Origin of the sequence: Cupriavidus sp. TMH.W2, assembly GCF_050847365.1 — a bacterium.
Classification (GTDB): domain Bacteria; phylum Pseudomonadota; class Gammaproteobacteria; order Burkholderiales; family Burkholderiaceae; genus Cupriavidus.
The window spans coordinates 1,324,898-1,348,034 of the sequence record NZ_CP193792.1 but is presented as its reverse complement, the minus strand read 5'-3'; the positions used below and the strand labels follow the sequence as shown (position 1 = coordinate 1,348,034).

Sequence of the window (23,137 nt, the reverse complement as noted above, 5' to 3'; positions counted from 1 at the left end):
CGCGTCGCACCAGACAACACAGGAGACAGCACGTGAGCATCGACTACAGCCAGAAGATTCCCAATAACGTCAACCTGTCCGACGACCGCGCGCTGCAGCGCGCGCTGGAACACTGGCAACCGGCCTTCCTCGACTGGTGGCGCGACATGGGGCCCGATGGCTCGCACAACTTCGATGTGTACCTGCGCACCGCGGTGTCGGTCGATCCATCGGGCTGGGCGCATTTCGACCACGTCAAGATGCCGGACTACCGCTGGGGCATCTTCCTGCAGCCGGCCGACCCCGAGCGCAAGATCCACTTCGGCGAGCACAAGGGCGAAGCCGCCTGGCAGGAGGTGCCGGGCGAGCACCGCGCCAACCTGCGCCGCATCATCGTCACGCAGGGCGACACCGAGCCGGCCTCGGTCGAGCAGCAGCGCCACCTGGGCCTGACCGCGCCCAGCCTGTACGACCTGCGCAACCTGTTCCAGGTCAACGTGGAAGAAGGCCGCCACCTCTGGGCGATGGTGTACCTGCTGCACCGCTATTTCGGCCGCGACGGCCGCGAGGAAGCCGAGGCGCTGCTGGAGCGCCGCTCGGGCGACCAGGACAATCCGCGCATCCTCGGCGCCTTCAACGAGCGCACGCCGGACTGGCTGTCGTTTTTCATGTTCACCTACTTCACCGACCGCGACGGCAAGTTCCAGCTGTGCGCGCTGGCCGAGTCCGGCTTCGATCCGCTGGCCCGCACCACGCGCTTCATGCTGACCGAGGAGGCGCATCATATGTTCGTCGGCGAATCGGGCGTATCGCGCGTGATCCAGCGCACCTGCGAGGTGATGCGCGAGCGCGGCATCGAAGACCCGGCCGAGGTGCGCGCCGCCGGCGTGATCGATCTGCCGACCCTCCAGCGCTACCTGAACTTCCACTACAGCGTCACCATCGACCTGTTCGGCGCCGACCAGTCGTCCAACGCCGCCATCTTCTACAGCGCGGGCCTGAAAGGCCGCTTCGAGGAAGGCAAGCGCGCCGACGACCACGTGCTCAAGGGCAATGTCTACCGCGTGCTGGAAGTGCGCGACGGCCACCTGGGCGAGCGCGAGGTGCCGATGCTCAACGCGCTCAATGAAGTGCTGCGCGACGACTACATCAAGGACAGCATGGGCGGCGTGGCGCGCTGGAACAAGGTCATCGAGAAGGCCGGGATCGCGTTCCGCCTGACCGTGCCGCACAAGGCCTTCAACCGCAAGATCGGCACGCTGGCCAATGTCCATGTGTCGCCCGAGGGCCAGTTGATATCCGAAGCCGAATGGCAGGCCAACGCGCGCAACTGGCTGGCCACCGAGCAAGACCGCGCCTTCGTCGCCTCGCTGATGGGCCGCGTGACCGAGCCCGGCAAGTATGCCAACTGGATCGCGCCGCCGGCGGTGGGCATCAACCGCCAGCCGATGGATTTCGAGTACGTGCGTTTCAACTGAACCAGAACAACCAGGCAGGCCAGGGAGACACCGGAGACACGCCATGGGCGCCCCCGACATCATCAAGCAGCACCTGATCGATCCGGAAATCTGCATCCGCTGCAATACCTGCGAGGACACCTGTCCGATCGATGCCATTACCCACGATGACCGCAACTACGTGGTCAGGGCCGACGTGTGCAACGGCTGCAACGCCTGCCTGTCGCCCTGCCCGACCGGCGCCATCGACAACTGGCGCACCATGCTGCGCGGCCAGGCCTACCCGATCGAGGCCCAGCTGTTGTGGGACGAACTGCCGGCCGAGGTGCCGTTGCCGGATCTGGCCGGCCTGGGCGAAGCGCCGGATGCAAGCGCCGACAGCGGCGCGGCCGCCGCGGCGGCCACCGACACCGCCATCCAGTCCGTGGAGACCAGCCACCACACCTCGGCGCGTGCGCCGTGGTCGGCGGCCCATCCCTATGTGAACCTGCATGGCGTGCGCGCGCCGGTCGCGGCGACCGTGGCAGGCAACTACAGGCTCACCGCCGACGACGCATCCAGCGACATCCACCATATCGTGCTGGATTTCGGCACGCACTTCTTCCCGATCCTGGAAGGCCAGTCGATCGGCATCGTGCCGCCGGGCACCGATGCGTCGGGCAAGCCGCACTACATCCGCATGTACTCAGTGGCCAGCCCGCGTGACGGCGAGCGCCCGGGATACAACAACCTGGCGCTGACGGTCAAACGGGTGGACCAGGACCACGACGGCAAGCCGGTGCAGGGCGTGGCCTCCAACTACCTGTGCGACCTGGCCAAGGGCGACACGGTGCAGGTGGTGGGCCCGTTCGGATCGACCTTCCTGATGCCCAACCATGCCGAGGCCAGCGTGATGATGATCTGCACCGGCACCGGCTCGGCGCCGATGCGCGCCATGACCGAGCGCATGCGCCGCAACATGGCGCACTTCAGCGGGCGCCGACTGCTGTTCTTCGGCGCCCGCAACGCCAACGAACTGCCCTACTTCGGCCCGCTGCTGAAGCTGCCCAGGGACTTCCTCGATATCCACTTCGCCTTCTCGCGCGACCCGGCAACCCCGCGCCGCTATGTGCAGGATGCGATCCGCGAGGCGGCCGGCAGCGTGGCCGCGCTGCTGGGCGACACCAATGGCCATGTATATATCTGCGGCCTGAAGGGGATGGAAGAAGGTGTGCTGGCGGCATTTGAAACGGTCTGCGCCAACGCGGGTCTCAACTGGAAGGCGCTGGAAACCACAATGAAGGCGGAAGGCCGGCTGCATATCGAGACCTATTAGCCGAAAACGACAAAACACCTTCGCAACTTGCTGATTTATTCAGCAAGTGCTTCCCTTCTGAAATGCATCGCCTATAATATTTCTCAAGAAACAGGAGCAAAGGCGATGCAATCCAGGCGGATTCCGGAAACCGATCCCGCCGGCGGCCCCGACCCCGGCACCACGCTGACCAAGGCGGTCATGCGCGCCGCTGGCTTTCTCGGCATCAGCCAGGCCATGGTGGCAAGCGTGCTGGGCATCAGCACGGCCTCGGTGTCGCGCATGGCGTCGGGCGGCTATGTGCTCGATGCGCACCGCAAGGAATGGGAGTTCGGCGTCCTGTTCGTGCGCCTGTTCCGCTCGCTGGATGCCATCCTGGGCCATGGCGACCAGGCCCGGCTATGGCTGACCAATGAAAACCTGGCGCTGGGCGGCAAGCCCCTCGAATTGATCCGCTCAACGGAAGGTCTGGTCCGTGTCGTTCACTACCTGGACGCCACCCGCGGTCGCATCTGAGCGCCGGCAGTTCGCGCTCACGCTGTGGCGGGCGGTGGAAGCCCAGCATGTCGTATCCACCATGGCGCTGGTCGACAGCCTGGAAGAACAGGCTGTGCTGGAAGCCGTGCTGGACGCCGGCAAACCCGCCGTGCCCGCCGAGGCACGCCACCTGCACTACCTGCTGTTCACCCCGTTCCGCTATCCGCCCTCGCCCTGGGGCTCGCGCTTTCGCGCCAGCCAGGATCCCGGCGTGTTCTATGGCGCCAACGAGATCCGCACCGCCTGCGCCGAACTCGGCTACTGGCGCTGGCGCTTCCTCAACGACAGCCCGGCGCTGCCGCGCATCGACGCCCGCGCGCAGACACTGTTCGAAGTGCGCGTCGACACCTCGGGCGTGGCCCTCGACGCACCGCCCTTCGACCAGGACCGCGCCACCTGGGCCGACCCCGACCACCACGAGCCCTGCCAGGCCTTCGGCCGCATCGCGCGCGAAGCCGGCCTCGGCATGATCCGCTACACCTCGGTACGCGACCCGCAGCACGGCCCCTGCGGCGCCGTGCTGACCCCGCGCGCGTTCTCGCACCCCACGCCGCTGGCCACCACCACCTGGATGCTGACCGTGCGCCGCGAGCGCGTGATCTGGCAGCGGGACGACCTGCAGCAACGCGACAGCTTCGAGTTCGAAGCCGCGCTGTGGCAGCGCACAAGCGATGACGCGGACAACGGCTGAACCTCTACCCCGTGCCGGCGATCTAATCGTTATGGCAGGCGGCATTGCGCAGCGCTGGAAAGTATTTCCAAACAGGTGTTGCATTGCGCAACCGGATGTCATATAATCTTTTCTTCGACGGACGCGGGGTGGAGCAGTTGGCAGCTCGTCGGGCTCATAACCCGAAGGTCGCAGGTTCAAGTCCTGCCCCCGCAACCAACCGCATGATGCGTATCATGCGCGGCGCCGTCAAAGCAGATAAACCCGCCACTGGCGGGTTTTTTGTTTTTTGCTGCAACCCAACGCCGGCACACCACGCTGGTGTCTCGATGCCAGCCTCCGCGCCGTAGCAGGCGGCGCTGACCCTGACCATTGGTGCCCCACTGCCCCAATCACCCCTGCCGACCTCCTCCGCGAGGGTGATACACTTTCGCCATTCCTCCCGGACGCCCCTCATGAAATTCTGCTCGAACTGTGGTCATGCGGTCGTGTTGCGCGTGCCTGACGGCGACAACCGCCCGCGCAGCGTTTGCGACAACTGCGGCACCATCCACTACGTCAACCCCCGCAACGTCGTGGGCACGATCCCGGTGTGGGAGGACAAGGTCTTGCTCTGCAAGCGCGCGATCGAGCCGCGCTACGGGTTCTGGACCCTGCCGGCGGGCTTCATGGAGATTGGCGAGACCACCGCGCAGGCCGCCTCGCGCGAGACGCTGGAAGAAGCCGGCGCGCGCGTGCAGGTCGGGGAGCTGTTCTCGATCCTGAACGTTCCGCATGTGCACCAGGTACATCTGTTCTACCTGGCCACGCTGGATGACCTGGATATCGCCCCCGGCGAGGAAAGCCTGGAGGTCAAGCTGGTGGAAGAGGCCGATGTGCCCTGGGATGAACTGGCTTTCCCCACCGTAATCCACACGCTGCGCTGCTTCTTTGCCGACCGCGCCGCCGGCCGGTTGCAGGACGGCAGCTTCCGGCTGCACAGCCTGGACATCGACAAACCCATGCGCCCGCTGACCAGCCGGGCGACGGTTACCCCCTGAGCGGCGGGCCTGCCGCGCATCGCCCCGCCCCCGGCGCAGCCCGCATGATTGCCTGGCTGGACCCGCAAGATCCGTTTCCCCCGGTAGAGCACGCGCTCGGGCCCGATTCCGAGGCCCCGGGGCTGCTCGCCGCCAGCCGCGAGCTGTCGCCCCAGCGGCTGCTGCTGGCGTATCGCCAGGGCATCTTTCCGTGGTACTCAAGTGGCCAGCCGGTGCTGTGGTGGAGCACCGATCCGCGCATGGTGCTGGCCCCGCCGGCGCTGCGCATCTCGGTCAACCTGCGCAAGACGCTGCGGCGCGTGCTGCGCGATGCCGACTGGGAGATCCGCGTCGACGACGACTTCCTGGCGGTGATGCGCGCCTGCGCAACCACGCCGCGCGACGGCCAGGACGGCACCTGGATCACCGACGACATCATTGCCGCATACGGTACGCTGCACGGCAAAGGCATGGCCCATTCGGTCGAAAGCTGGTATCGCGGCGAGCGCGTGGGCGGCCTGTATGGCGTGGCGCTGGGACGGATGTTCTTCGGCGAATCGATGTTCGCGCACCGCACCGATGCCTCCAAGATTGCGCTGGCGGCGTTGTGCGCATTCCTCGGCAACCACGGCGTGGCGATGATAGACTGCCAGCAGGAAACCGACCACCTGGCTTCGCTGGGTGCGCACCCGATCCCCCGTGCACAATTCGTGGCCCATGTGCGGGCGGCGACGGCGCAGCCGGCGATCAGTCCGTGGCGGTTCGACAAATCGGTGCTGGAGCGCTGGGCCGCACCGTCCCGCCCGGAGCCCCCTGAGTCATGAGCAAGCTGAAGGAACTACCGCTCTCCGCGCTGCAGTTCTACGCCACGGCGCCCTACGCTTGCAGCTATCTCGACGGCCGCATGGCACGCTCCCAGGTGGCCACTCCAGCGCACCTGATCAACGCCGATGTCTATTCGCGCCTGGTACGCGCGGGCTTTCGCCGCAGTGGCATCTTCACCTACCGGCCGTATTGCGACGAATGCCATGCCTGCACGCCGTGCCGCGTGGTGGTCGACCAGTTCACGCCGGACCGCTCGCAGCGCCGCGCCTGGAGCCGCCACCAGCACCTGCAGGCACTGGTGGCACCGCTGACCTACGTCGAAGAGCATTATTCGCTGTACCTGCTGTACCAGTCGATGCGCCACGCCGGCGGCGGCATGGACCAGGACAGCCGCGACCAGTACGAGCAGTTTTTGCTGCAGAGCCGCGTCAACTCGCGCCTGGTGGAATTCCGCGAGCCGCCGGGCTCGCCCGAGGCCGGGCGCCTGCGCATGGTCAGCATGATCGACGTGCTCGACGACGGGCTGTCGTCGGTCTATACCTTCTACGATCCACTCGAACGCAACGCCAGCTACGGCACCTACAACATCCTCTGGCAGATCCGCCAGACGCGTGAACTGGGCCTGCCGCATCTCTACCTGGGCTACTGGATCGCCGACAGCCGCAAGATGGCCTACAAGGCACGCTTCCGGCCGCTGCAGGTGCTGACCGGCAACCACTGGCATGCGTTCGAGGACGAAGCCGGAACCGGGGATGGCGCCGAGGCCAGCCCGGCGCCACCGGCCACCCACGAGTAGGCTGATCCCGCAGCCCGTCTGCGCGGGCAAGCGGCCCAGCCGCTACAATGCCGGCCTGGTCCTGACTTCTGCGCCGCCCCGCCGGCCGCCTGCCACGTGCTCAACGCGCTCTACCCCCTGTTTCGCCCCGCCCTGTTCTCGATGGATGCCGAGGACGCCCACCATTTCACGCTGAACAACCTGCTGCGCGCCCATCGCATGGGCCTGGGCGGCTGCATCGGCAACAAGATTGCCGAGGATCCGCGCACGGTCATGGGGGTGCGTTTTCCCAACCCGGTCGGGCTGGCCGCCGGGCTGGACAAGGACGGCGCCTATATCGACGGGCTGGCCGCGTTGGGCTTCGGCTTTGTCGAAGTTGGCACGGTCACGCCGCGCGCGCAGCCGGGCAACCCGCGCCCGCGCATGTTCCGGCTGCCGCAGGCGGATGCGCTGATCAACCGCATGGGCTTCAACAACGGCGGCGTCGATGCCTTCGTCGCCAACGTGCGGGCATCGCGCTGGAAGGCCGAGGGCGGCGTGCTGGGGCTGAACATCGGCAAGAACGCCGATACCCCGATCGAACGCGCCAATGACGACTACCTGTACTGCCTGGAGCGCGTCTACCCGCACGCCAGCTACGTGACGGTGAATATCTCGTCGCCCAACACCAAGAACCTGCGCCAGCTACAAGGCGCGAGCGAGCTGGACAGCCTGCTGTCGACGCTGAAGGACGCGCAGCAGCGCCTGGCCGACCAGCACAAGCGCTATGTGCCGCTGGCGCTGAAGATCGCGCCGGACCTGGATGCCGACCAGATCGGCAATATCGGCGACGCGCTGGTACGGCACAGGATCGATGGCGTGATCGCCACCAACACCACGATCTCGCGCGAAGCGGTCAAGGGCCTGCCGCATGCCGAGGAAGCCGGTGGCCTGTCCGGCCGCCCGGTATTTGAAGCATCGACCCGCGTGGTGCGCGCGCTGCACGGCGTGGTCGGCGACGCGGTACCGATCATCGGCGTGGGCGGCATCTTCGGTGGCGCCGATGCGCGCGCCAAGATCGACGCCGGCGCGAAGCTGGTGCAGGTCTACAGCGGCCTGATCTACCGCGGCCCGGCGCTGGTGCGCGACTGCGCCGCGGCGCTGCGCGGCTGAGCCCGGCCCACGCCAACGACACGCAAACCGCCATGGAAACCATCCGACTCGGCCGCAGCGACCTGCAGGTCTCGCGCATCTGCCTGGGTACCATGACCTTCGGCGAGCAGAACACCGAAGCCGAAGGCCACAGCCAGCTGGACTACGCCTTCTCGCGCGGGATCAATTTCATCGACACGGCCGAGATGTACCCGGTCAAGCCGAGCGCCGGCACCTACGGCCAGACCGAGCGCGTCGTCGGCACCTGGCTCAGGCGCCAGCCGCGCGACCGCGTGGTGCTCGCCACCAAGGTGGCGGGTCCGGGCCGCATGCCGTGGATCCGCAACGGCGATGACCTGACCCCGGCGGGTATCCGCGCTGCGGTGGACGAATCGCTGCGCCGGCTGCAGACCGACTATATCGACCTGTACCAGATCCACTGGCCGGCGCGCAATGCGCCGATCTTCGGGCAGCTCAGCTTCGATCCGCGAAATGAGCGCGAGTGCACCTCGATCCAGGCCCAGCTCGAGGTCATGGGCGAACTGGTGCGCGCCGGCAAGATCCGCTACGTGGGCGTATCGAACGAGACCCCGTGGGGCGTGGCCGAGTTCGTCCACCTGGCCGAGCAACACGGGCTGCCGCGCATCGCCACCGTCCAGAACCCGTACAACCTGGTCAATCGCAGCTTCGAGCAGGGGCTGGATGAAGCGTGCTTCCGCACCGATGTCAGCCTGCTGGTGTACAGCCCGCTGGCGTTCGGGCAACTGACCGGCAAATACCTGGCGGGCGATGCGGCCAGCCCGGTTTTCAACGCCGGGGCCAAGGGCCGCCTGTCGCGCTTCCCCGCCGACTGGAGCCCGCGCTACATGCGCGCGGAGACCATGGCGGCCTCGGCCCGCTATGTCGAACTGGCGAAAAGTGCCGGCCTGTCCCCTGCCACGCTGGCGCTGGCCTGGTGCTATTCGCGCTGGTTCGCCGCCAGCACCATCGTCGGCGCCACCACGCTGGCCCAGCTCGAGGAAAATCTCGACGCCTGGAACGCGCAATTGCACGAAGATCTGGTCGGCGCAATCGGGGTAATCCACAAGCAAATCATGAATCCTGCGCAATAAAATGCGCCCCGATGGCGGATAGCGGGCATCTGACAGCATCCGATGCCCCACATCCGCATGATGACTGCCCATATCGTGCGCGGGAAATGGTATCCTCGCAGGCTTATCGCTGTCGCATCCGACGCGCCCGCGCACGCTCCCTCCAGCCGCAGGAAGCCGCCGCGCCCGCCCGGACCGGCATCGTGCGCCAGCATGCGCGCGGGCCAGGACAGCGGACCGAACCATCCGCGGCCGTATCCAATCCAGAACCGAGTTTCGGGGGAGCACAGACAATGAAGTCCATCAAGGGTCTCGCAGCAACCAAGTCCATCCTGGGCGGCGCCGTGGCGCTGGCACTGCTGTACGGCGGCGCCGTGCAGGCCCAGACCGTCAAGGTGCTGTCGATCGTCGACCATCCCGCGCTGGACGCCATCCGCGACGGCGTGCGCGACGAACTGAAGGCCGCCGGCTATGACGCCGACAAGAGCCTGAAGTGGGAATACCAGAGCGCCCAGGGCAACACCGGCACCGCGGCGCAGATCGCCCGCAAGTTTGTCGGCGACAACCCGAACGCCATCGTTGCCATCGCCACCCCGTCGGCCCAGGCCGTGGTTGCCGCCACCAAGACCGTGCCGGTGGTGTACTCGGGCGTGACCGATCCGGTCGCCGCGCAGCTGGTCAAGAGCTGGTCGGCAACCGGCACCAACGTGACCGGCGTGTCGGACAAGCTGCCGCTGGACAAGCAGGTCGCCCTGATCAAGCGCGTGGTGCCCAAGGCCAAGACCGTGGGCATGGTCTACAACCCGGGCGAAGCCAACTCGGTGGTGGTGGTCAAGGAACTGAAGGAGCTGCTGGCCAAGGAAGGCCTGACGCTCAAGGAAGCCGCCGCGCCGCGTACCGTGGACATCGGCCCGGCCGCCAAGAGCCTGATCGGCAAGGTCGACGTGATCTACACCAACACCGACAACAACGTGGTGTCGGCGTATGAGTCCCTGGTCAAGGTCGCCAACGAATCCAAGATCCCGCTGGTCGCCGCCGACACCGACAGCGTCAAGCGTGGCGCCGTGGCCGCGCTGGGCATCAACTACGGTGACCTGGGCCACCAGACCGGCAAGGTCGTAGTGCGCATCCTGAAGGGCGAGAAGCCCGGCGCGATCGCCTCGCAGACCAGCGACAACCTGGAACTGTTCGTCAACACCGGCGCTGCCGCCAAGCAAGGCGTCACGCTGTCGCCGGAGCTGGTCAAGGAAGCGAAGACGGTCATCAAGTAAGCCCTGCCAACCCGCCGCCGCAAGACGGCGGATGCTCCGCCAGGCCTACCCGGCCCGGCGGGACAGAACAGGGCGAGGCGGCCGGCAGCCCCACCCGGGCACGCCGGCCCACCCGCCCCGAAACCGGCGCCAAGGCAGCCGCCGGACCCCGCAACAGGATTCCCCCCATGTCCCTCTTTTCCCTTCTGGGCGCCCTGGAGATCGGCCTGATCTTCAGCCTGGTGGCGCTCGGGGTGCTGATCTCCTTCCGCATCCTCAATTTCCCCGACCTGACCGTTGATGGCAGCTTTCCGCTCGGTGGCGCCGTGGCCGCGACGCTGATCGCCGCCGGCCAGGACCCGTTCGTGGCCACCGCCGTGGCGATCGCAGCCGGCGCGCTGGCAGGCTTCATCACCGGCTGGCTCAATGTGCGCCTGAAGATCATGGATCTGCTCGCCAGTATCCTGATGATGATCGCGCTGTACTCGGTCAACCTGCGCATCATGGGCCGTCCCAACGTGCCGCTGATCACCGAACCGACGCTGTTCACCATCCTGCAGCCCGATTGGATGCCCGACTACGTGCTGCGCCCGCTGGTGCTGTTCGTGGTGGTGGTGGTGGCCAAGGTCGGCCTGGACTGGTTCTTCAGCTCGCAGCTGGGCCTGGCGATGCGCGCCACCGGCGCCAACCCGCGCATGGCCCGCGCCCAGGGCATCCCCACTGGCCGCGCCACGCTGGCCGGCATGGCGTTGTCCAACGCGCTGGTGGCACTGGCCGGCGCGCTGTTCGCGCAGACCCAGGGCGGCTCCGATATCTCGATGGGCATCGGCACCATCGTCATCGGCCTCGCCGCGGTGATCATCGGCGAGACCATCCTGCCGGCACGCCGCCTGATCTGGACCACGCTGGCCGTGGTGCTGGGCGCCATCCTGTACCGCTTCTTCATCGCGCTGGCGCTGAACAGCGAATTCATCGGCCTCAAGGCGCAGGACCTGAACCTGGTCACCGCCGCGCTGGTGACGATCGCGCTGGTGCTGCCGGCGACCCGCAAGAAGCTGTTCGCCCGCAAGAACGGAGGTGCCTGAGATGCTGCGCGCACAAGACCTGAAGCTCACCTTCAACCCGGGCACCCCGATCGAGACCCGCGCGCTGCGCGGGCTCAGCCTGGAGATCCCGAGCGGCCAGTTCGTGGCCGTGATCGGCTCCAACGGCGCCGGCAAGTCGACCTTCCTGAACGCGATCAGCGGCGACCAGATGGTTGACTCGGGCCGCATCACCATCGCTGACACCGACGTCACGCGCCAGCCCGCATGGGACCGCGCCCACCTGGTGGCCCGCGTGTTCCAGGACCCGATGGCCGGCACCTGCGAGGCGCTGACCATCGAGGAAAACATGGCGCTGGCGATGGCCCGCGGCAGCCGCCGCGGCTTCCGCCCGGCGCTGAACCGCGCCTCGCGCGAGCTGTTCCGCGAGAAGCTGCGCCTGCTCAACCTGGGCCTGGAAAACCGCCTGACCGACCGCATCGGCCTGCTCTCCGGCGGCCAGCGCCAGGCAGTGAGCCTGCTGATGGCCTCGCTGCAGCCGTCGCGCATCCTGCTGCTGGACGAGCACACCGCCGCGCTGGACCCGAAGACCGCCGCCTTCGTGCTGGAACTGACCGCCCGCATCGTCGAGGAAAGCAAGCTGACCACGATGATGGTGACGCACAGCATGCGCCAGGCGCTGGACTACGGCCAGCGCACGGTGATGCTGCACCAGGGCCAGGTGGTGCTGGACGTGTCGGGCGACAAGCGCAAGGGGCTGGATGTGCCGGACCTGCTGCGCATGTTCGAGCAGACCCGCCACGAGCAGCTGGACGACGACGCGCTGCTGCTGGGTTGACGAAGACCTGCAGCGCGAAAAGGACGGGGGAGCTTCGGCTCCCCGTTTTGTTTTGCAGCACCGCGTGCGCCAAGTGGCAAGCGAAGCGCCATCAACACTCAGTCGATCGTGATGTTCCGCTGGCGAATCACGCCGGCCCAGCGCGTGCTTTCCTTCTGGATGGTGGCGGCAAGCTGCTGCGGCGTGCCGCCCGCCGCCTCCATGCCCAGCGTCGCCAGCCTCTCCTTGAGCGAGGGGTCGGCCAGCACGGCATCGACATGCTGGCTGAGCTTGCGCACGATCTCCGCGGGGGTACCGGCCGGCGCCATCAACGCGTACCAGGAAACCGCCTCGAATTTCGGGAAGCCCTGCTCGGCGATGGTCGGCACCTCGGGCAGGATCGCCGACCGCCTGGCACTGGCAACCCCCAGCGCATGCAGCCTGCCGGCCTTGATATACGGCAGCGCCACCGAGAGCGGCGCGAACATCATCGTCACCTGGCCACCGACCACATCGGTCATCGCCGGGTTGATGCCCTTGTACGGGACATGGTTCAGCCTGATATGGGCGTCGAGTTGCAGCAACTCGCCCGCCAGGTGGGCCTGGCTGCCCGCGCCGGGGGACGCGAAGCTCAGTTCGCCCGGCTTCTGCGCGGCCAGCTTGCGCAGGTCCGCCAGCGACCGGGCCGGCGTGGCGGCATTGACCACCAGCACGTTCTCGACGGTGGCCAGCATGGCCACCGGCGCCAGGTCCGACGGCTTGTACGGCAGGTTCGGCATCAGCGTGGGGTTCACCGCGATATTGCCCACCGGCACGACGACCAGCGTATAGCCGTCAGGCGCTGCCTTGGCCGCCATGTCGACGCCGATGTTCCCCGCCGCGCCGGCCTTGTTATCGACCAGCACGCTCTGGCCAATGGCCTTGGCTATGCCCTCGCCAACCACCCGGCCGAGCACGTCCGCCGGGCCGCCGGCAGCAAACGGCACCACGATGCGCACCGGCTTGACGGGATAGCCCGGCGGCTGGGCAAGCGCGGAAGTGGCCGCAAGCCACGGCGCGCAGGCCGCCACGCAGGCGAGCACGCCATGCATCGCCACACGCCGCAGGCCTGCCAGTACGGCGGGCTTCACAGCAGTTTCTGTCTCTACAGCGGGTTTCACAGCGGACTTCATCTCAGTTCCCCTATTCGGCGGTTATCAGGCCTGGCTCCCCCACCGCGCCGGCTCCGGCATCGGTCAATGCAAATCCCGCCTGGTCGGCTTCGCGCGCCATGGCGGGCAACACGGCATAGTCGGCGGGCCGCACTGCGGCAAAGCGTGCCAGCCCCAGCATGGCCAGCAGCGCCGTGCCGGTTGTGCCCTCATGCAGCGCCAGCAGCGCAGTACGCACGCGCTCGCACTGCCGCGGATCGATCCGCGCCGCGGCCACCAGCGGCGGAATCGGCGTGGCTTTGGTGACCTCCAGCGTTTTCAGCTGCGCCACCAGCGTGGGCTCGAAGCGGCGCAGCAGGTCCAGTACGTAGCTGTCGATCACCCCCACCTCGGCACGCCCGCCGGTCACCGCTGCGATGACTTCGCGCGGGGTCGGCGTGGGCACCTCGGTCGCGCGGTACAACGCACGCGTGCCCGCCGGCGCCAGCCGCATCAGGTGATGGCGCGGCGCGTTGTAGCCCGAGTTGGACTCAGGCAGCATGCATGCCAGCCGTCCGCCGAAGGTCTGCGCCAGCGTCTGCTCAGGCGCATCGGCGCGCACAATGAACTCCGTGAAATAGACCGGGCGCCCGCCGTAGCGCGGCAGCGCCGGCACCGGCGCCGCCAGCAGTTGCGGCGAGACCGGCGCGCGCGCATAGGGATAGCCGCACATGAACACGCAGCCGCAATCCGGCCGCGCCCACAAGGCGCTGACCGGGGCGGGTGCGGCGTGCTCGACATACGGCAGGTCCACGCCGGCGCGCTCGGCCACGTGCGCCAGCAGCGCACGCCATGCCTGCCCGGCCGGCGCGCTCACCGAATACATGCGGGCGCTGGCGATCATGCGTAGACGAGCCTCTGGCCCAGGCCGCGGCTTTCGGCCTTCTTCAGGATGGCGTGGCCCAGCGCAATATCGCTCAGGGACAGCCCGCGGTGCCAGAACAGGTTGGTCTCGTCATCGCTCTGGCGGCCCGGCTTGCGCCCCGCCGCGATCTCGCCCAGTTCGGCATAAAGTGTCTGCTCCGACAGCTTGCCGGCCTCCACATGTGCCCGCAGCGAGCCGAACATGCCCCCCTTGCACTGCCCCCAGTCGTCCACCACCAGCCTGGCCATGATGTCGGTCAGCGACAACTCGACCGCGCTCATGGTGCCGTAGGGCACGACAAAGGCGCCGCGCTTGATCCAGTCGGTCTTGAGCATCGGCGTCGGGCGCTCCAGGCGCGAAGCCTCGACCACGATGTCGGCATCGCGCACGCACGATTCCCAGTCTTCTGTCACCACGATCTTCTTGCCGAGATCGCGCTCCAGCCGCGCGGCGAAGGCGTTGCGGCTTTCCGGGCGGCGCGAGTGCACGCGGATCTCGTCGAAATCGAACAGGCTGTCGAGCAGGCGCACATTCCAGTAAGAGGTGCCGCGCGCGCCGATATGGCCCAGCACCTTGCTGTTGCGGCGCGCCAGGTACCTGGCGCCGAGCGCGGTGAGCGCCCCGGTGCGCGCATCGGTGATGAAGGTGGCGTCAACCATCGCCACCGGGATGCCGGTACGCGGATCGAACAGGTTGAGCATGGCCATTTCCGATGGCAGGCCGAGCTTGTAGTTGTCGACAAAGTCACCCACGATCTTGACCCCGGCCAGCCCCAGCGGCGCCACGTAGCCGCGCAGCACATTGAAGTGGCCGTTGAACGCGGGGTCGGGAATCAGGTGCACGCGCGGCTCGATCACGGTCTGCCCGTTGCCCTGCGCCACCAGCGCCTGTTCGACCGCGTCCAGGATCTCGGCGTCGGTCATCTCCAGGCGGGCGATGTCCTTGCCGTTGAGATAGGTGAGATGGATGTCGCTCATACAGTCCTTTCCTCCAGGTTTATGCCTGCACACTGCCGGTGCGCCTTGCACCGCATCGCGGCCGCCGCGTTTCAAGGTGGTGCCGTGCCTGCCTTGCAAAGGCCCGGCGTGTTTCGATGGAATTCAGTTTAGGGTTGGCGCCATTGACTGTCATATGCTTATATGTCCACCAGCCTTAACATCAGGTTAATGCCATGAAAATGAACCTGCGCCAGATCGAGGTGTTCCGCGCGGTCATGCTGACCGGCTCGATCAGCGGTGCGTCGAAGCTGCTCTATGTATCGCAGCCGGCAATCAGCCGGCTGATGTCGCACACCGAGCAACGCCTTGGACTGGAGTTGTTCCGCCGCACCAAGGGACGCCTTTACCCCACGCCGGAGGCGCGGCGCCTGCTAGGGGAAGTGAATGCGGTCTACGAGGGCATCGAGCGCGTCAACGAGATCGCCGAAGACCTTGCCGCCAACCGCACCGGCAGCCTGCGCATCTCATGCAGCCCCAACCTGGGCCAGACCGTGCTGCCGCGCGCGATCGCCCGCTTCCGCGCGGCGCACCCGGCGGTGCGGGTGGTGGTGCGCACGCAGATTCCGGGCAATATGCTGCGTGCGGTACTGTCGGGGCAGGTGGACCTGGCGGTGTCGAACATGCCGCTGGTGCATCCCAACCTGGAGGCACGGCTGCTGGTGAAGAACCCGATCGTGGCATTGGTGCCGGCAGGCCATCCGCTGGCCGCGCGCAAGTGGGTGCGCCCGGCCGACCTGACCGGCGAAGACCTGATCGGCTACGGGCCGGATGTCCCGTTCGGCCTGCTGGTGCACGAGATGTTCGGCAACGAGGGCGACCAGCCCGACATGCGGGTCCAGGTGGAGCAGGCGCATGTGGCGCGCGCATTGGCGCAGGCCGGCGCCGGCATCGCGCTGGTCGACGCCATGACCGTGTTTGGCGCGGCCTGGCCCAATATTGTCGCGGTGCCGGTGCGCACCAAGGTCAATGCCTCAGTGCAGATTTTCCATATGCAGACCGAACCGCTGTCACGGCTGTCGCTGGAGTTCGTCGATACGCTGACGGCGATGATGAGGCGCTGACGCGCCGCACCGCGGGCTTCAGACTGTCGCGGCCTTGTCCAGCCAGCGCCGCAGCTGGTCCGTCACCGCCGTGCTCGAGAACGAGCAGCTGTCCTGCGCGAAGACCGCGGACATCTCCATCCGGCGCAGCAACTCCTCCATCGCCTGTCCGTAGACCGGCGGCAGCGCCAACGCGCTGCCGGCGTCGCGCCATGCGCGCACCAGGTCGGCGGCCGGCATCGACCCCGCCAGGTGCTGGTCCAGGGCGGCACGCATGCGTACCAGTGCCTCGCTGTTGGCTGCGCTCATGAACGCGCCCTCCTTTCCTTGTACAGTTCGCGGAACGTGCGGCCCGGCGGGGCCGGCATGTCGCGGGTTTCGGTCCAGCCCTTGCCCGCCAGCGGCAGGCTGGCAATCAGCTTGTTGCTGCCGCCCATACGGCCCAGCACCCAGGCGCCGATGCGCGTAGCCAGGGCATACAGCTCCGGGCGTTTGGCGACGTAGCCCCACGCCTGCAGCGCGAAGCGCTCCTGCCACGGGCGCAGCCCGCGCTCCATCTGTTTCTCGCGCAGCTTGCGCAACAGGTCGGACAGCGGGATCGACGCCGGGCAAACACGGTTGCATTCGCCGCACAGGGTCGCCGCCTGCGGCAGGTCCACCGCATTGGCCAGGCCGACATAGCTGGGCGTCAGCACGCTGCCCATCGGGCCCGGATAAACCCAGCCGTAGGCGTGGCCGCCGATCTTCTGGTAGACCGGGCAGTGGTTCATGCAGGCGCCGCAGCGGATGCAGCGCAGCATTTCCTGGAAGTCGCCGCCGATCAGCCCGCTGCGCCCGCCATCGACCAGCACGAAGTACATATGCTCGGGGCCGTCGCGCTCGCCCTCGGCGCGCGGGCCGGTCAGCAGCGAGAAGTAGTTGGAGATCGCCTGGCCGGTGGCCGAGCGCGGCAGCAGGCGCATCACCGTGGCCAGGTCTTCCAGCGTCGGCAGCACCTTTTCGATGCCGGTCACGGCCACGTGCACGCGCGGCATCACCGTGCACATGCCCTCGTTGCCCTCGTTGGTGACGACCGCCACCGAACCGGTCTCGGCAATGATGAAGTTGCCGCCGGTGACGCCCATGTCGGCGCTCAGGAACTCGGGCCGCAGCACTTCGCGCGCCTCGCGCGTCATCTCCGGGATCTCGGTCAGCCGCGGCTTGTGGTGGACCCTGGCGAACAGGTCGGCGATCTCGTCCTTGTCCTTGTGCACCACCGGCGCAATGATGTGCGACGGCGGCTCCGAGTCGTTGATCTGCAGGATGTATTCGCCCAGGTCGGTCTCGATGCTCTGCACGCCCATCTCGCCGAGCACCTGGTTCAGGCGCATTTCCTCGGTCACCATGGACTTGCTCTTGATGACCTTCTTCACGCCGTGCTTCTGCGCGATCCCGGCCACCAGGCGCGCGGCATCGGCGGTGGTCTCGGCAAACAGCACCGTGGCGCCGCGCCTGGTCGCGTTCTCTTCGAAGGTGGCGAGCCAGACGTCGAGGTTTTCCAGCGCGCGGTTACGGCGCTCTTTCAGGGCCTCGCGCGTGGCATCGAAGTCGATATCGCGGATCGCGTCGGCGCGCGCCGTGACGAACTTGGTTGAAAGCTTCTTCAGGTTCTGCTGCAGGCGCTGGTCGGCCAGCTTCTGGCCGGCGCGCGTCTTGAATTCCATGCTGTGGACTTGCATGTCGCTCTTCCGGATGTCAGGCGTCGCCCGCCAGCACCTGCGCGATATGCAGCACGCGCGTGCTGCTGTCGCCGGTGCGGCGCAGGCGGCCTTCGATATTGAGGATGCAGCCCAGGTCGCCCAGCACCACGGCATCGGCACCACTGGCCTTGATGTTGGCGCATTTCTCGTCGACGATGGCCGTGGAGATATTGCCGTACTTGACCGAGAAGGTGCCGCCGAAACCGCAGCAGGCCTCGCAGTCCTTCATCTCGGTCAGCTGCACGCCTGGCAGGCGCGAGAGCAGCGCGCGCGGCTGCTGCTTGACGCCCAGTTCGCGCAGGCCGGAACAGGAATCGTGATAGGTGACATGGCCGGAGAAGGTCGACGGCAGCGTCTCGATCCTGGCCACGTTGACCAGGAAGTCGGTCAGCTCGAACACGCGCTCGCGCAGGCGCTCATAGCGGCCGTTCAGTTCCGGGTCGTCGCGCAGCAAGTCGGCGTAATGGTGGCGGATCATGCCGCCGCAACTGCCCGACGGCACCACGATGTAGTCGAACATCTCGAACTCGCGCAGGAATTTCTCCGCCAGGTCGCGCGATACCGCGCGCTCGCCCGAGTTGTAGGCCGGCTGGCCGCAGCAGGTCTGCGCCTCGGGCACCATCACCTCGTAGCCGGCGCCTTCCAGCAGCTTGAGCACGGAAAACCCGATCTCCGGACGCATCAGGTCCACCAGGCAGGTAGCGAACAGACCGACTCGCATTGTTGACTTCTCCAGACCCCGAAACCCCGCAATTATGCGCGCTAGGCGCCGCGCGTGGCGCACAAACCGTTCACCGGCGTCGTGAATCCGGTGCAATGCACGACACTTCCGGGCGTGACATCACCGGCCGATTCTTACGGTAATGTCATTTCACCTATTGAAATTTTCACAATGCGAGATAGAATCAGGCAGACGCTTAAAAATGCCGCAAGGCAACATTTCTCCTTTTTCCAGCTATGTCCGACGCAGACAAGTCACCCGGCAAGACGTCCATCCAGGTCATCGAGCGCATGATGACCCTGCTGGACGCCCTCGCGCAGCACGCCGACCCGGTCAGCCTGAAAGAGCTGTCGCTGGCCACGGGGCTGCACCCCTCCACCGCCCACCGCATCCTCAACGACATGGTGGCCTGCCGCTTCGTCGACCGTTCCGACCCCGGCAGCTACCGGCTCGGCATGCGCCTGCTGGAACTGGGCAACCTGGTCAAGGCGCGCCTGTCGGTACGCGACGCGGCACTGGCGCCGATGCGCGCGCTGCACCGTGTCACTGGCCAGACCGTGAACCTGTCGGTGCGCCAGGGCGACGAGATCGTCTATATCGAACGCGCCTACAGCGAGCGCTCGGGCATGCAGGTGGTGCGCGCCATCGGCGGCCGCGCGCCGCTGCACCTGACCTCGGTCGGCAAGCTGTTCCTGGCCGCCGATGAGTCGGCGCGCGTGCGCAACTATGCCACCCGCACCGGGCTGGCCGGGCATACCCGCACCTCGATCACCGACCTGACCAAGCTGGAGCGGGAGCTGAACTGGGTGCGCTCCAACGGCTATGCCCGCGACAACGAAGAACTGGAGCTTGGCGTGCGCTGCATCGCCGCCGGCATCTATGACGACTCGCGCCGGCTGGTGGCCGGGCTGTCGTTGTCGGCACCGGCCGACCGGCTGCAGGACAGCTGGCTGCAAAACCTGAAGGACACGGCGCTGCAGATCTCGCGTGGCATGGGCTATGTGACCGAAGCCGCGGCCTGATCCCCGCTGTACCCGCCACCGCCAGCGCGCGGGCTGCCATCATGGCAGTCCGCGCGTTTTGCTTTGGAGCGCCGGCCAGCCTCATGCAATGGTTTACCCTTAGTTTTCAGATAACCAGCAAACCTTATAATCGGCCGCCATGCGAACCCGCGCCGTCACCCTCACCGAACAGGTCACCCGCCAGCTGCGCGCCGATATCGAAAGCGGCGCCTACCCCGTCGGCAGCCGGCTGCCGACCGGCAGGCAACTGGCCGAGCAGTACGGCGTCAGCGCCGCGGTGATCCGCGAAGTCACGGAACACCTGCGCTCGCAGGGCTTTGTCGAGTCCCGCCAGGGGGTCGGCTGCACAGTGCGCTCACGCACCGGCGTATCCGGCTTCCAGTTGCCGCGCGAGCCCGATATCGACGCCAGCGGGCTGGCTGACCTGTACGACCTGCGCATCGACCTGGAAGGCGCCGCCGCGGCGCTGGCCGCCGTGCGCCGCACGGACGAAGACGTGGCCACGCTGAGCGCCTTGCTGCAGCGCCTGCACGCCCGCCTGTACGATCCGCAGCCGGCGGCGGATATCGACGCGGCCTTTCATATCGGCATCGCCGCCGCCACCCACAATCCGTACTACCGCCAGCTGCTGCAATACCTGAACCTGCAGCTGCACCAGGCCGTGGCCACCGCGCGCGCCAATACCCTGCGCCAGCCAGGGCTGGCCGAGACCGTGCATGCCGAGCACGAAGCGATCGTCGACGCCATCCGCCGCGGCGATGCCACCGCAGCCCGCGCGGCAGCCGTCGCACACCTGCAGTGCGCAGCACGCCGGCTTGGCCTCTCGTTGCGCATGCGTGCCGATGCCCCGCCGGCGGCCTCCGCCGCGAGCCCCCCTTCCCTTTCCTGAAACCACACCGCCATCATGCCAAACGGACCATTCGCCCAGCGGCTCACCGAAGCCCTCGGCGCCGATACCGTCCTGACCAACCCTGACGACATCGCCCCGTGGCTGTCCGACTGGCGCGGCATCTACCGTGGCCAGGCCCAGGCCGTGCTGCGGCCGCGTACCGTGGATGAGGTCTCGCGCGCGCTGGCGCTGTGTCAGCAGGCCGCGGTGCCGGTGGTGCCGCGCGGCGGCAATACCGGCTTGTGCGGCGGCGCCACACCCGATGCGCAGACGCAAAACGTGGTGCTGAGCCTGGACCGCATGAACGCGGTGCGCGCGCTCGACACCGTCGCCAACACCATGGTCGCCGAGGCCGGCTGCATCCTGGGCAACCTGCGCCGCGCGGCACAAGACGCCAACCGCTTGCTGCCGCTGTCGCTCGCGGCCGAAGACTCGTGCCAGATCGGCGGCAACCTGGCGACCAATGCCGGCGGCGTCAACGTGGTGCGCTATGGCATGACGCGCGAGCTGGTGCTGGGCGTGGAAGCCGTGCTGCCCAACGGTGAGGTCTTCCACGGCCTGCGCACGCTGCGCAAGGACAATACCGGCTACGACCTGAAGCAGTTGCTGATCGGCTCCGAAGGCACGCTCGGCGTCATCACCGCCGCGGCGCTGCGGCTGTTCCCGCGCACCGATACGCGCAGCGTGGTGCTGGCGGCGGTGGCTTCGCCCGCGCAGTCGCTGGCGCTCTACGAACTGCTGTTCGAACAATGCGGCGCACGCCTGCAGGCGTTCGAGTTCTTCACCGGCGACTGCCTGGACCTGGTGCTGACCCATGCGGAAGGCGTGCAGGAGCCGTTCGCGCAGCGCTACCCCGCCTACGTGCTGGTGGAACTGGCCGACACCACCGATGAAGCCGCACTGAACGCGCTGCTCGAGCGCGTCGTCGGTGAAGCGCTCGAGCGCGAGCTGTGCCTCGACGCCGCCGTGTCCGCCTCGCTCGCGCAACTTCAGGCGCTGTGGAAGCTGCGCGAGGAAATCTCGGAAGCCCAACGTGCCGACGGCCCGCATCTGAAGCACGACGTGTCGTTGCCGATTGAACTGATCCCGGCCTTCATGGCCTCGATGGAAACGCGGCTGCGCGCGCTCGATGCCGCCATCCGCCCCTTTGTCTTCGGGCACTTCGGCGACGGCAACCTGCACTACAACCTGTCGCGCCCGGCCGGCGCGCCGAAAGACTGGGCCGCCACCCGGGGGGACGCCGTGACTGATGCGGTGCTGGACGAAGTCATGCGCCATGGCGGCAGCATCAGCGCGGAGCATGGCATCGGCCAGCTCAAGCGCCATGCCTTCCTGGCTGCCAAGGATCCGCTGGAATTGCGCCTGATGCGCGAGATCAAGGCCGTATTCGATCCTGCCGGGATCATGAATCCAGGCAAGCTGCTCTGACGGCTGCCGCCGGCACCAAAGAAAAACGCGCCGCAGGACGGCGCGTTTTTTCCGGTCAGGCGTTCCGTATCAGATGCCGCGCGATTGCTGAGATGCCAGCACCGCGTGCGCGCTGTTCGGGCCCTGCGTCAGGTTCGGCGATGCCGGGAAGGCGCGCGGCTGCGGGGACGACGGCGCCGGCGAATGCTCCAGCCAGTCCTTGACGCGGGTGGCATCGGCAAAGCGCGACAGCTTGCCGACGGAATCCAGGAACACCATCACGACATTGCGGCCCTGGACCTTGGCCTGCATCACCAGGCACTGGCCAGCCTCGGAAATAAAGCCGGTCTTCTGCAGCCCGATGTCCCAGTTGCCGCCGCGCACCAGGCGGTTGGTGCTGACGTAGTGCTGGGTGCGGCCCAGCACGTTGACCTCATGCTCGGTCTGCGTCGAGAACTCGCGGATGGTCGGGTTGCGGTACGCGGCATTGACCATGCGCACCAGGTCCGTCGCGCTCGACACATTGCCGCTCGACAGGCCGCTGGAATCGACAAAGTGGCTGTCGTTCATGCCCAGCTCCTGGGCCTTGCGGTTCATCGCCTGCACGAAGGCCGGCAGGCCGCCCGGATAGTTGCGGCCCAGCGCCGAGGCGGCGCGGTTCTCGGACGACATCAGTGCCAGCAGCAACAGTTCCTGGCGCGGCAGCTGCGTGCCGAAGCGCAGCCGCGAGCTGCTGTGCTTCTCGGTGTCGCGGTCATCCTCGGAAATGGTCAGCACTTCGTCCATCGGCAGGCGCGCGTCCATCACCACCAGCGCGGTCATCAGCTTGGTGATCGAGGCGATCGGCAGCACGGCGCTGGCATTTTTCTGGAACAGCACCTCGTTCGAGTTCTGGTCCATCACCAGGGCCACGCTGGAGCGCAGCGCCAGGGCATCGTCCGTGGCGCGCAGGCCCATGGCTTCGCCCAGCGAGGGCTTGGCGGGCGTAAACGCGGCACGCACCGGTGCCGCGCGTTGCGCCATCACGACGTGGCGCTTGCCGTTCTTCAATACGATGACCTTGCGCGAGGACGCTGCCTCGCCCTTGGCCACTTTGCTGTGAGAGCTCTTGGTAGCTGCCTTCGAAGCACCATTTTTCTCGGCGTTAGCCGATTTTGCGTGCTTTTTAGACGTTTTTTGGGTGCTTGCGGACGTGGTGGCCGCGTCGGCCACAGGCGCCGCGACCATCGACACCGACACCAGAACTGCGGCGGCTACGGCGGACAGGGGCGTGGAGCCGAAGAATCTGGAAAAAATGGAATCAGACCGGAACATGATTCGTTCAGCGCATCAGGGATGGCGCTAGTGTAGGAAAGAAAGAAATTGTTAGCAAGATTAA

24 protein-coding genes and 1 tRNA gene are annotated in these 23,137 nt (G+C 67.1%); 18 read left to right on the top strand and 7 right to left on the bottom strand.

Annotated features, from left to right (window positions below; all coding sequences use genetic code 11):
- Positions 1-32: 32 nt before the first annotated feature.
- From boxB to ACREYQ_RS06240, 13 genes are all read left to right on the top strand, one after another.
- On the top strand, positions 33-1,457 hold the full coding sequence (boxB, locus tag ACREYQ_RS06300) for a benzoyl-CoA 2,3-epoxidase subunit BoxB (protein ID WP_432259900.1): 1,425 nt from the start codon (positions 33-35) through the stop codon (positions 1,455-1,457).
- Positions 1,458-1,500: 43 nt separating this feature from the next.
- Entirely contained in the window at positions 1,501-2,751 is a 1,251-nt protein-coding gene (gene boxA / locus ACREYQ_RS06295; protein ID WP_432259899.1) for a benzoyl-CoA 2,3-epoxidase subunit BoxA, read from the top strand.
- A 105-nt stretch (positions 2,752-2,856) separates the two neighbouring features.
- Complete coding sequence (locus ACREYQ_RS06290) at positions 2,857-3,246, top strand: antitoxin Xre/MbcA/ParS toxin-binding domain-containing protein (protein WP_432259898.1); 390 nt, start codon at positions 2,857-2,859, stop codon at positions 3,244-3,246.
- Positions 3,206-3,958, top strand: coding sequence for an RES family NAD+ phosphorylase (locus ACREYQ_RS06285; RefSeq protein ID WP_432259897.1), 753 nt, complete (start codon positions 3,206-3,208; stop codon positions 3,956-3,958). The genes ACREYQ_RS06290 and ACREYQ_RS06285 overlap by 41 nt, the downstream gene beginning before the upstream one ends.
- Before the next feature lie 122 nt (positions 3,959-4,080).
- A tRNA-Met gene (locus tag ACREYQ_RS06280) sits at positions 4,081-4,156 on the top strand.
- 236 nt (positions 4,157-4,392) lie between these two features.
- Positions 4,393-4,977 carry an NUDIX hydrolase gene (locus tag ACREYQ_RS06275; protein ID WP_035815703.1) on the top strand — a complete coding sequence of 195 codons (585 nt, stop codon included), beginning with the start codon at positions 4,393-4,395 and terminating at the stop codon, positions 4,975-4,977.
- A gap of 44 nt (positions 4,978-5,021) precedes the next feature.
- Positions 5,022-5,780: a leucyl/phenylalanyl-tRNA--protein transferase gene (gene aat, locus ACREYQ_RS06270; protein WP_432259896.1), complete on the top strand. Its 759-nt coding sequence runs from the start codon at positions 5,022-5,024 to the stop codon at positions 5,778-5,780.
- Positions 5,777-6,577: an arginyltransferase gene (locus ACREYQ_RS06265; protein WP_432259895.1), complete on the top strand. Its 801-nt coding sequence runs from the start codon at positions 5,777-5,779 to the stop codon at positions 6,575-6,577. Before aat ends, ACREYQ_RS06265 begins: the two co-directional genes overlap by 4 nt.
- 96 nt (positions 6,578-6,673) lie before the next feature.
- The gene (locus tag ACREYQ_RS06260; protein WP_432259894.1) at positions 6,674-7,708 is read left to right on the top strand and encodes a quinone-dependent dihydroorotate dehydrogenase; all 1,035 of its coding nucleotides are present in this window, start codon (positions 6,674-6,676) and stop codon (positions 7,706-7,708) included.
- A 32-nt stretch (positions 7,709-7,740) separates the two neighbouring features.
- Complete coding sequence (locus tag ACREYQ_RS06255) at positions 7,741-8,799, top strand: aldo/keto reductase (RefSeq protein ID WP_432259893.1); 1,059 nt, start codon at positions 7,741-7,743, stop codon at positions 8,797-8,799.
- Between the two features lie 272 nt (positions 8,800-9,071).
- Positions 9,072-10,049: an ABC transporter substrate-binding protein gene (locus ACREYQ_RS06250; protein ID WP_432259892.1), complete on the top strand. Its 978-nt coding sequence runs from the start codon at positions 9,072-9,074 to the stop codon at positions 10,047-10,049.
- Positions 10,050-10,216: 167 nt separating this feature from the next.
- Entirely contained in the window at positions 10,217-11,113 is an 897-nt protein-coding gene (locus ACREYQ_RS06245) for an ABC transporter permease (RefSeq protein ID WP_432259891.1), read from the top strand.
- A 1-nt stretch (position 11,114) separates the two neighbouring features.
- Positions 11,115-11,909 carry an ABC transporter ATP-binding protein gene (locus ACREYQ_RS06240; RefSeq protein WP_432259890.1) on the top strand — a complete coding sequence of 265 codons (795 nt, stop codon included), beginning with the start codon at positions 11,115-11,117 and terminating at the stop codon, positions 11,907-11,909.
- A gap of 98 nt (positions 11,910-12,007) precedes the next feature.
- Here the strand turns inward: ACREYQ_RS06240 and ACREYQ_RS06235 are convergent, their stop codons facing one another.
- The 3 genes from ACREYQ_RS06235 to ACREYQ_RS06225 all read right to left on the bottom strand — a co-directional run bounded on the left by ACREYQ_RS06235 (position 12,008) and on the right by ACREYQ_RS06225 (position 14,920).
- Positions 12,008-12,979, bottom strand: coding sequence for a Bug family tripartite tricarboxylate transporter substrate binding protein (locus ACREYQ_RS06235; RefSeq protein WP_432260368.1), 972 nt, complete (start codon positions 12,977-12,979; stop codon positions 12,008-12,010).
- A gap of 91 nt (positions 12,980-13,070) precedes the next feature.
- On the bottom strand, positions 13,071-13,922 hold the full coding sequence (locus tag ACREYQ_RS06230) for a phosphate/phosphite/phosphonate ABC transporter substrate-binding protein (protein WP_432259889.1): 852 nt from the start codon (positions 13,920-13,922) through the stop codon (positions 13,071-13,073).
- Positions 13,919-14,920 (bottom strand): ornithine cyclodeaminase family protein, encoded by a 1,002-nt coding sequence (locus ACREYQ_RS06225; protein ID WP_432259888.1) that lies wholly within the window; start codon positions 14,918-14,920, stop codon positions 13,919-13,921. The genes ACREYQ_RS06230 and ACREYQ_RS06225 overlap by 4 nt, the downstream gene beginning before the upstream one ends.
- A 194-nt stretch (positions 14,921-15,114) precedes the next feature.
- Between ACREYQ_RS06225 and ACREYQ_RS06220 the strand changes: the two genes are divergently transcribed.
- Positions 15,115-16,002: a LysR family transcriptional regulator gene (locus tag ACREYQ_RS06220; protein ID WP_432259887.1), complete on the top strand. Its 888-nt coding sequence runs from the start codon at positions 15,115-15,117 to the stop codon at positions 16,000-16,002.
- 18 nt (positions 16,003-16,020) lie between these two features.
- Here ACREYQ_RS06220 and ACREYQ_RS06215 read toward each other — a convergent pair whose 3' ends face one another.
- Genes ACREYQ_RS06215 through ACREYQ_RS06205 form a run of 3 tightly spaced genes read right to left on the bottom strand, consistent with a single transcriptional unit; the run spans position 16,021 to position 18,441 of the window.
- On the bottom strand, positions 16,021-16,290 hold the full coding sequence (locus tag ACREYQ_RS06215; protein ID WP_432259886.1) for a hypothetical protein: 270 nt from the start codon (positions 16,288-16,290) through the stop codon (positions 16,021-16,023).
- Positions 16,287-17,699, bottom strand: coding sequence for a LutB/LldF family L-lactate oxidation iron-sulfur protein (locus ACREYQ_RS06210; RefSeq protein WP_432259885.1), 1,413 nt, complete (start codon positions 17,697-17,699; stop codon positions 16,287-16,289). The genes ACREYQ_RS06215 and ACREYQ_RS06210 overlap by 4 nt, the downstream gene beginning before the upstream one ends.
- A gap of 16 nt (positions 17,700-17,715) precedes the next feature.
- A complete protein-coding gene (locus ACREYQ_RS06205; protein WP_432259884.1) occupies positions 17,716-18,441 on the bottom strand; it encodes a (Fe-S)-binding protein in 726 nt (241 codons plus the stop codon).
- A 236-nt stretch (positions 18,442-18,677) separates the two neighbouring features.
- Here ACREYQ_RS06205 and ACREYQ_RS06200 point away from each other — a divergent pair, with 236 nt between their 5' ends.
- From ACREYQ_RS06200 to ACREYQ_RS06190, 3 genes are all read left to right on the top strand, one after another.
- On the top strand, positions 18,678-19,463 hold the full coding sequence (locus ACREYQ_RS06200; protein WP_432259883.1) for an IclR family transcriptional regulator: 786 nt from the start codon (positions 18,678-18,680) through the stop codon (positions 19,461-19,463).
- 139 nt (positions 19,464-19,602) lie between these two features.
- Positions 19,603-20,352 carry a FadR/GntR family transcriptional regulator gene (locus ACREYQ_RS06195; protein WP_432259882.1) on the top strand — a complete coding sequence of 250 codons (750 nt, stop codon included), beginning with the start codon at positions 19,603-19,605 and terminating at the stop codon, positions 20,350-20,352.
- Between the two features lie 15 nt (positions 20,353-20,367).
- A complete protein-coding gene (locus tag ACREYQ_RS06190) occupies positions 20,368-21,780 on the top strand; it encodes an FAD-binding oxidoreductase (RefSeq protein ID WP_432259881.1) in 1,413 nt (470 codons plus the stop codon).
- A gap of 69 nt (positions 21,781-21,849) precedes the next feature.
- Here the strand turns inward: ACREYQ_RS06190 and pbpG are convergent, their stop codons facing one another.
- The gene (pbpG, locus tag ACREYQ_RS06185) at positions 21,850-22,851 is read right to left on the bottom strand and encodes a D-alanyl-D-alanine endopeptidase (RefSeq protein WP_432259880.1); all 1,002 of its coding nucleotides are present in this window, start codon (positions 22,849-22,851) and stop codon (positions 21,850-21,852) included.
- 16 nt (positions 22,852-22,867) lie between these two features.
- Between pbpG and ACREYQ_RS06180 the strand changes: the two genes are divergently transcribed.
- Positions 22,868-23,104, top strand: coding sequence for a hypothetical protein (locus ACREYQ_RS06180; RefSeq protein ID WP_432259879.1), 237 nt, complete (start codon positions 22,868-22,870; stop codon positions 23,102-23,104).
- The last annotated feature ends 33 nt before the right edge of the window (positions 23,105-23,137 follow it).

Bases quoted from the DNA above. Each gene is read 5' to 3' on its own strand.
- boxA (WP_432259899.1), top strand. From the start codon at position 1,501: ATGGGCGCCCCCGACATCATCAAGCAGCACCTGATCGATCCGGAAATC.
- ACREYQ_RS06290 (WP_432259898.1), top strand. From the start codon at position 2,857: ATGCAATCCAGGCGGATTCCGGAAACCGATCCCGCCGGCGGCCCCGAC.
- ACREYQ_RS06275 (WP_035815703.1), top strand. From the start codon at position 4,393: ATGAAATTCTGCTCGAACTGTGGTCATGCGGTCGTGTTGCGCGTGCCT.
- aat (WP_432259896.1), top strand. From the start codon at position 5,022: ATGATTGCCTGGCTGGACCCGCAAGATCCGTTTCCCCCGGTAGAGCAC.
- ACREYQ_RS06265 (WP_432259895.1), top strand. From the start codon at position 5,777: ATGAGCAAGCTGAAGGAACTACCGCTCTCCGCGCTGCAGTTCTACGCC.
- ACREYQ_RS06255 (WP_432259893.1), top strand. From the start codon at position 7,741: ATGGAAACCATCCGACTCGGCCGCAGCGACCTGCAGGTCTCGCGCATC.
- ACREYQ_RS06250 (WP_432259892.1), top strand. From the start codon at position 9,072: ATGAAGTCCATCAAGGGTCTCGCAGCAACCAAGTCCATCCTGGGCGGC.
- ACREYQ_RS06245 (WP_432259891.1), top strand. From the start codon at position 10,217: ATGTCCCTCTTTTCCCTTCTGGGCGCCCTGGAGATCGGCCTGATCTTC.
- ACREYQ_RS06240 (WP_432259890.1), top strand. From the start codon at position 11,115: ATGCTGCGCGCACAAGACCTGAAGCTCACCTTCAACCCGGGCACCCCG.
- ACREYQ_RS06235 (WP_432260368.1), bottom strand. From the start codon at position 12,979: ATGCATGGCGTGCTCGCCTGCGTGGCGGCCTGCGCGCCGTGGCTTGCG.
- ACREYQ_RS06230 (WP_432259889.1), bottom strand. From the start codon at position 13,922: ATGATCGCCAGCGCCCGCATGTATTCGGTGAGCGCGCCGGCCGGGCAG.
- ACREYQ_RS06225 (WP_432259888.1), bottom strand. From the start codon at position 14,920: ATGAGCGACATCCATCTCACCTATCTCAACGGCAAGGACATCGCCCGC.
- ACREYQ_RS06220 (WP_432259887.1), top strand. From the start codon at position 15,115: ATGAAAATGAACCTGCGCCAGATCGAGGTGTTCCGCGCGGTCATGCTG.
- ACREYQ_RS06215 (WP_432259886.1), bottom strand. From the start codon at position 16,290: ATGAGCGCAGCCAACAGCGAGGCACTGGTACGCATGCGTGCCGCCCTG.
- ACREYQ_RS06210 (WP_432259885.1), bottom strand. From the start codon at position 17,699: ATGCAAGTCCACAGCATGGAATTCAAGACGCGCGCCGGCCAGAAGCTG.
- ACREYQ_RS06205 (WP_432259884.1), bottom strand. From the start codon at position 18,441: ATGCGAGTCGGTCTGTTCGCTACCTGCCTGGTGGACCTGATGCGTCCG.
- ACREYQ_RS06200 (WP_432259883.1), top strand. From the start codon at position 18,678: ATGTCCGACGCAGACAAGTCACCCGGCAAGACGTCCATCCAGGTCATC.
- ACREYQ_RS06195 (WP_432259882.1), top strand. From the start codon at position 19,603: ATGCGAACCCGCGCCGTCACCCTCACCGAACAGGTCACCCGCCAGCTG.
- ACREYQ_RS06190 (WP_432259881.1), top strand. From the start codon at position 20,368: ATGCCAAACGGACCATTCGCCCAGCGGCTCACCGAAGCCCTCGGCGCC.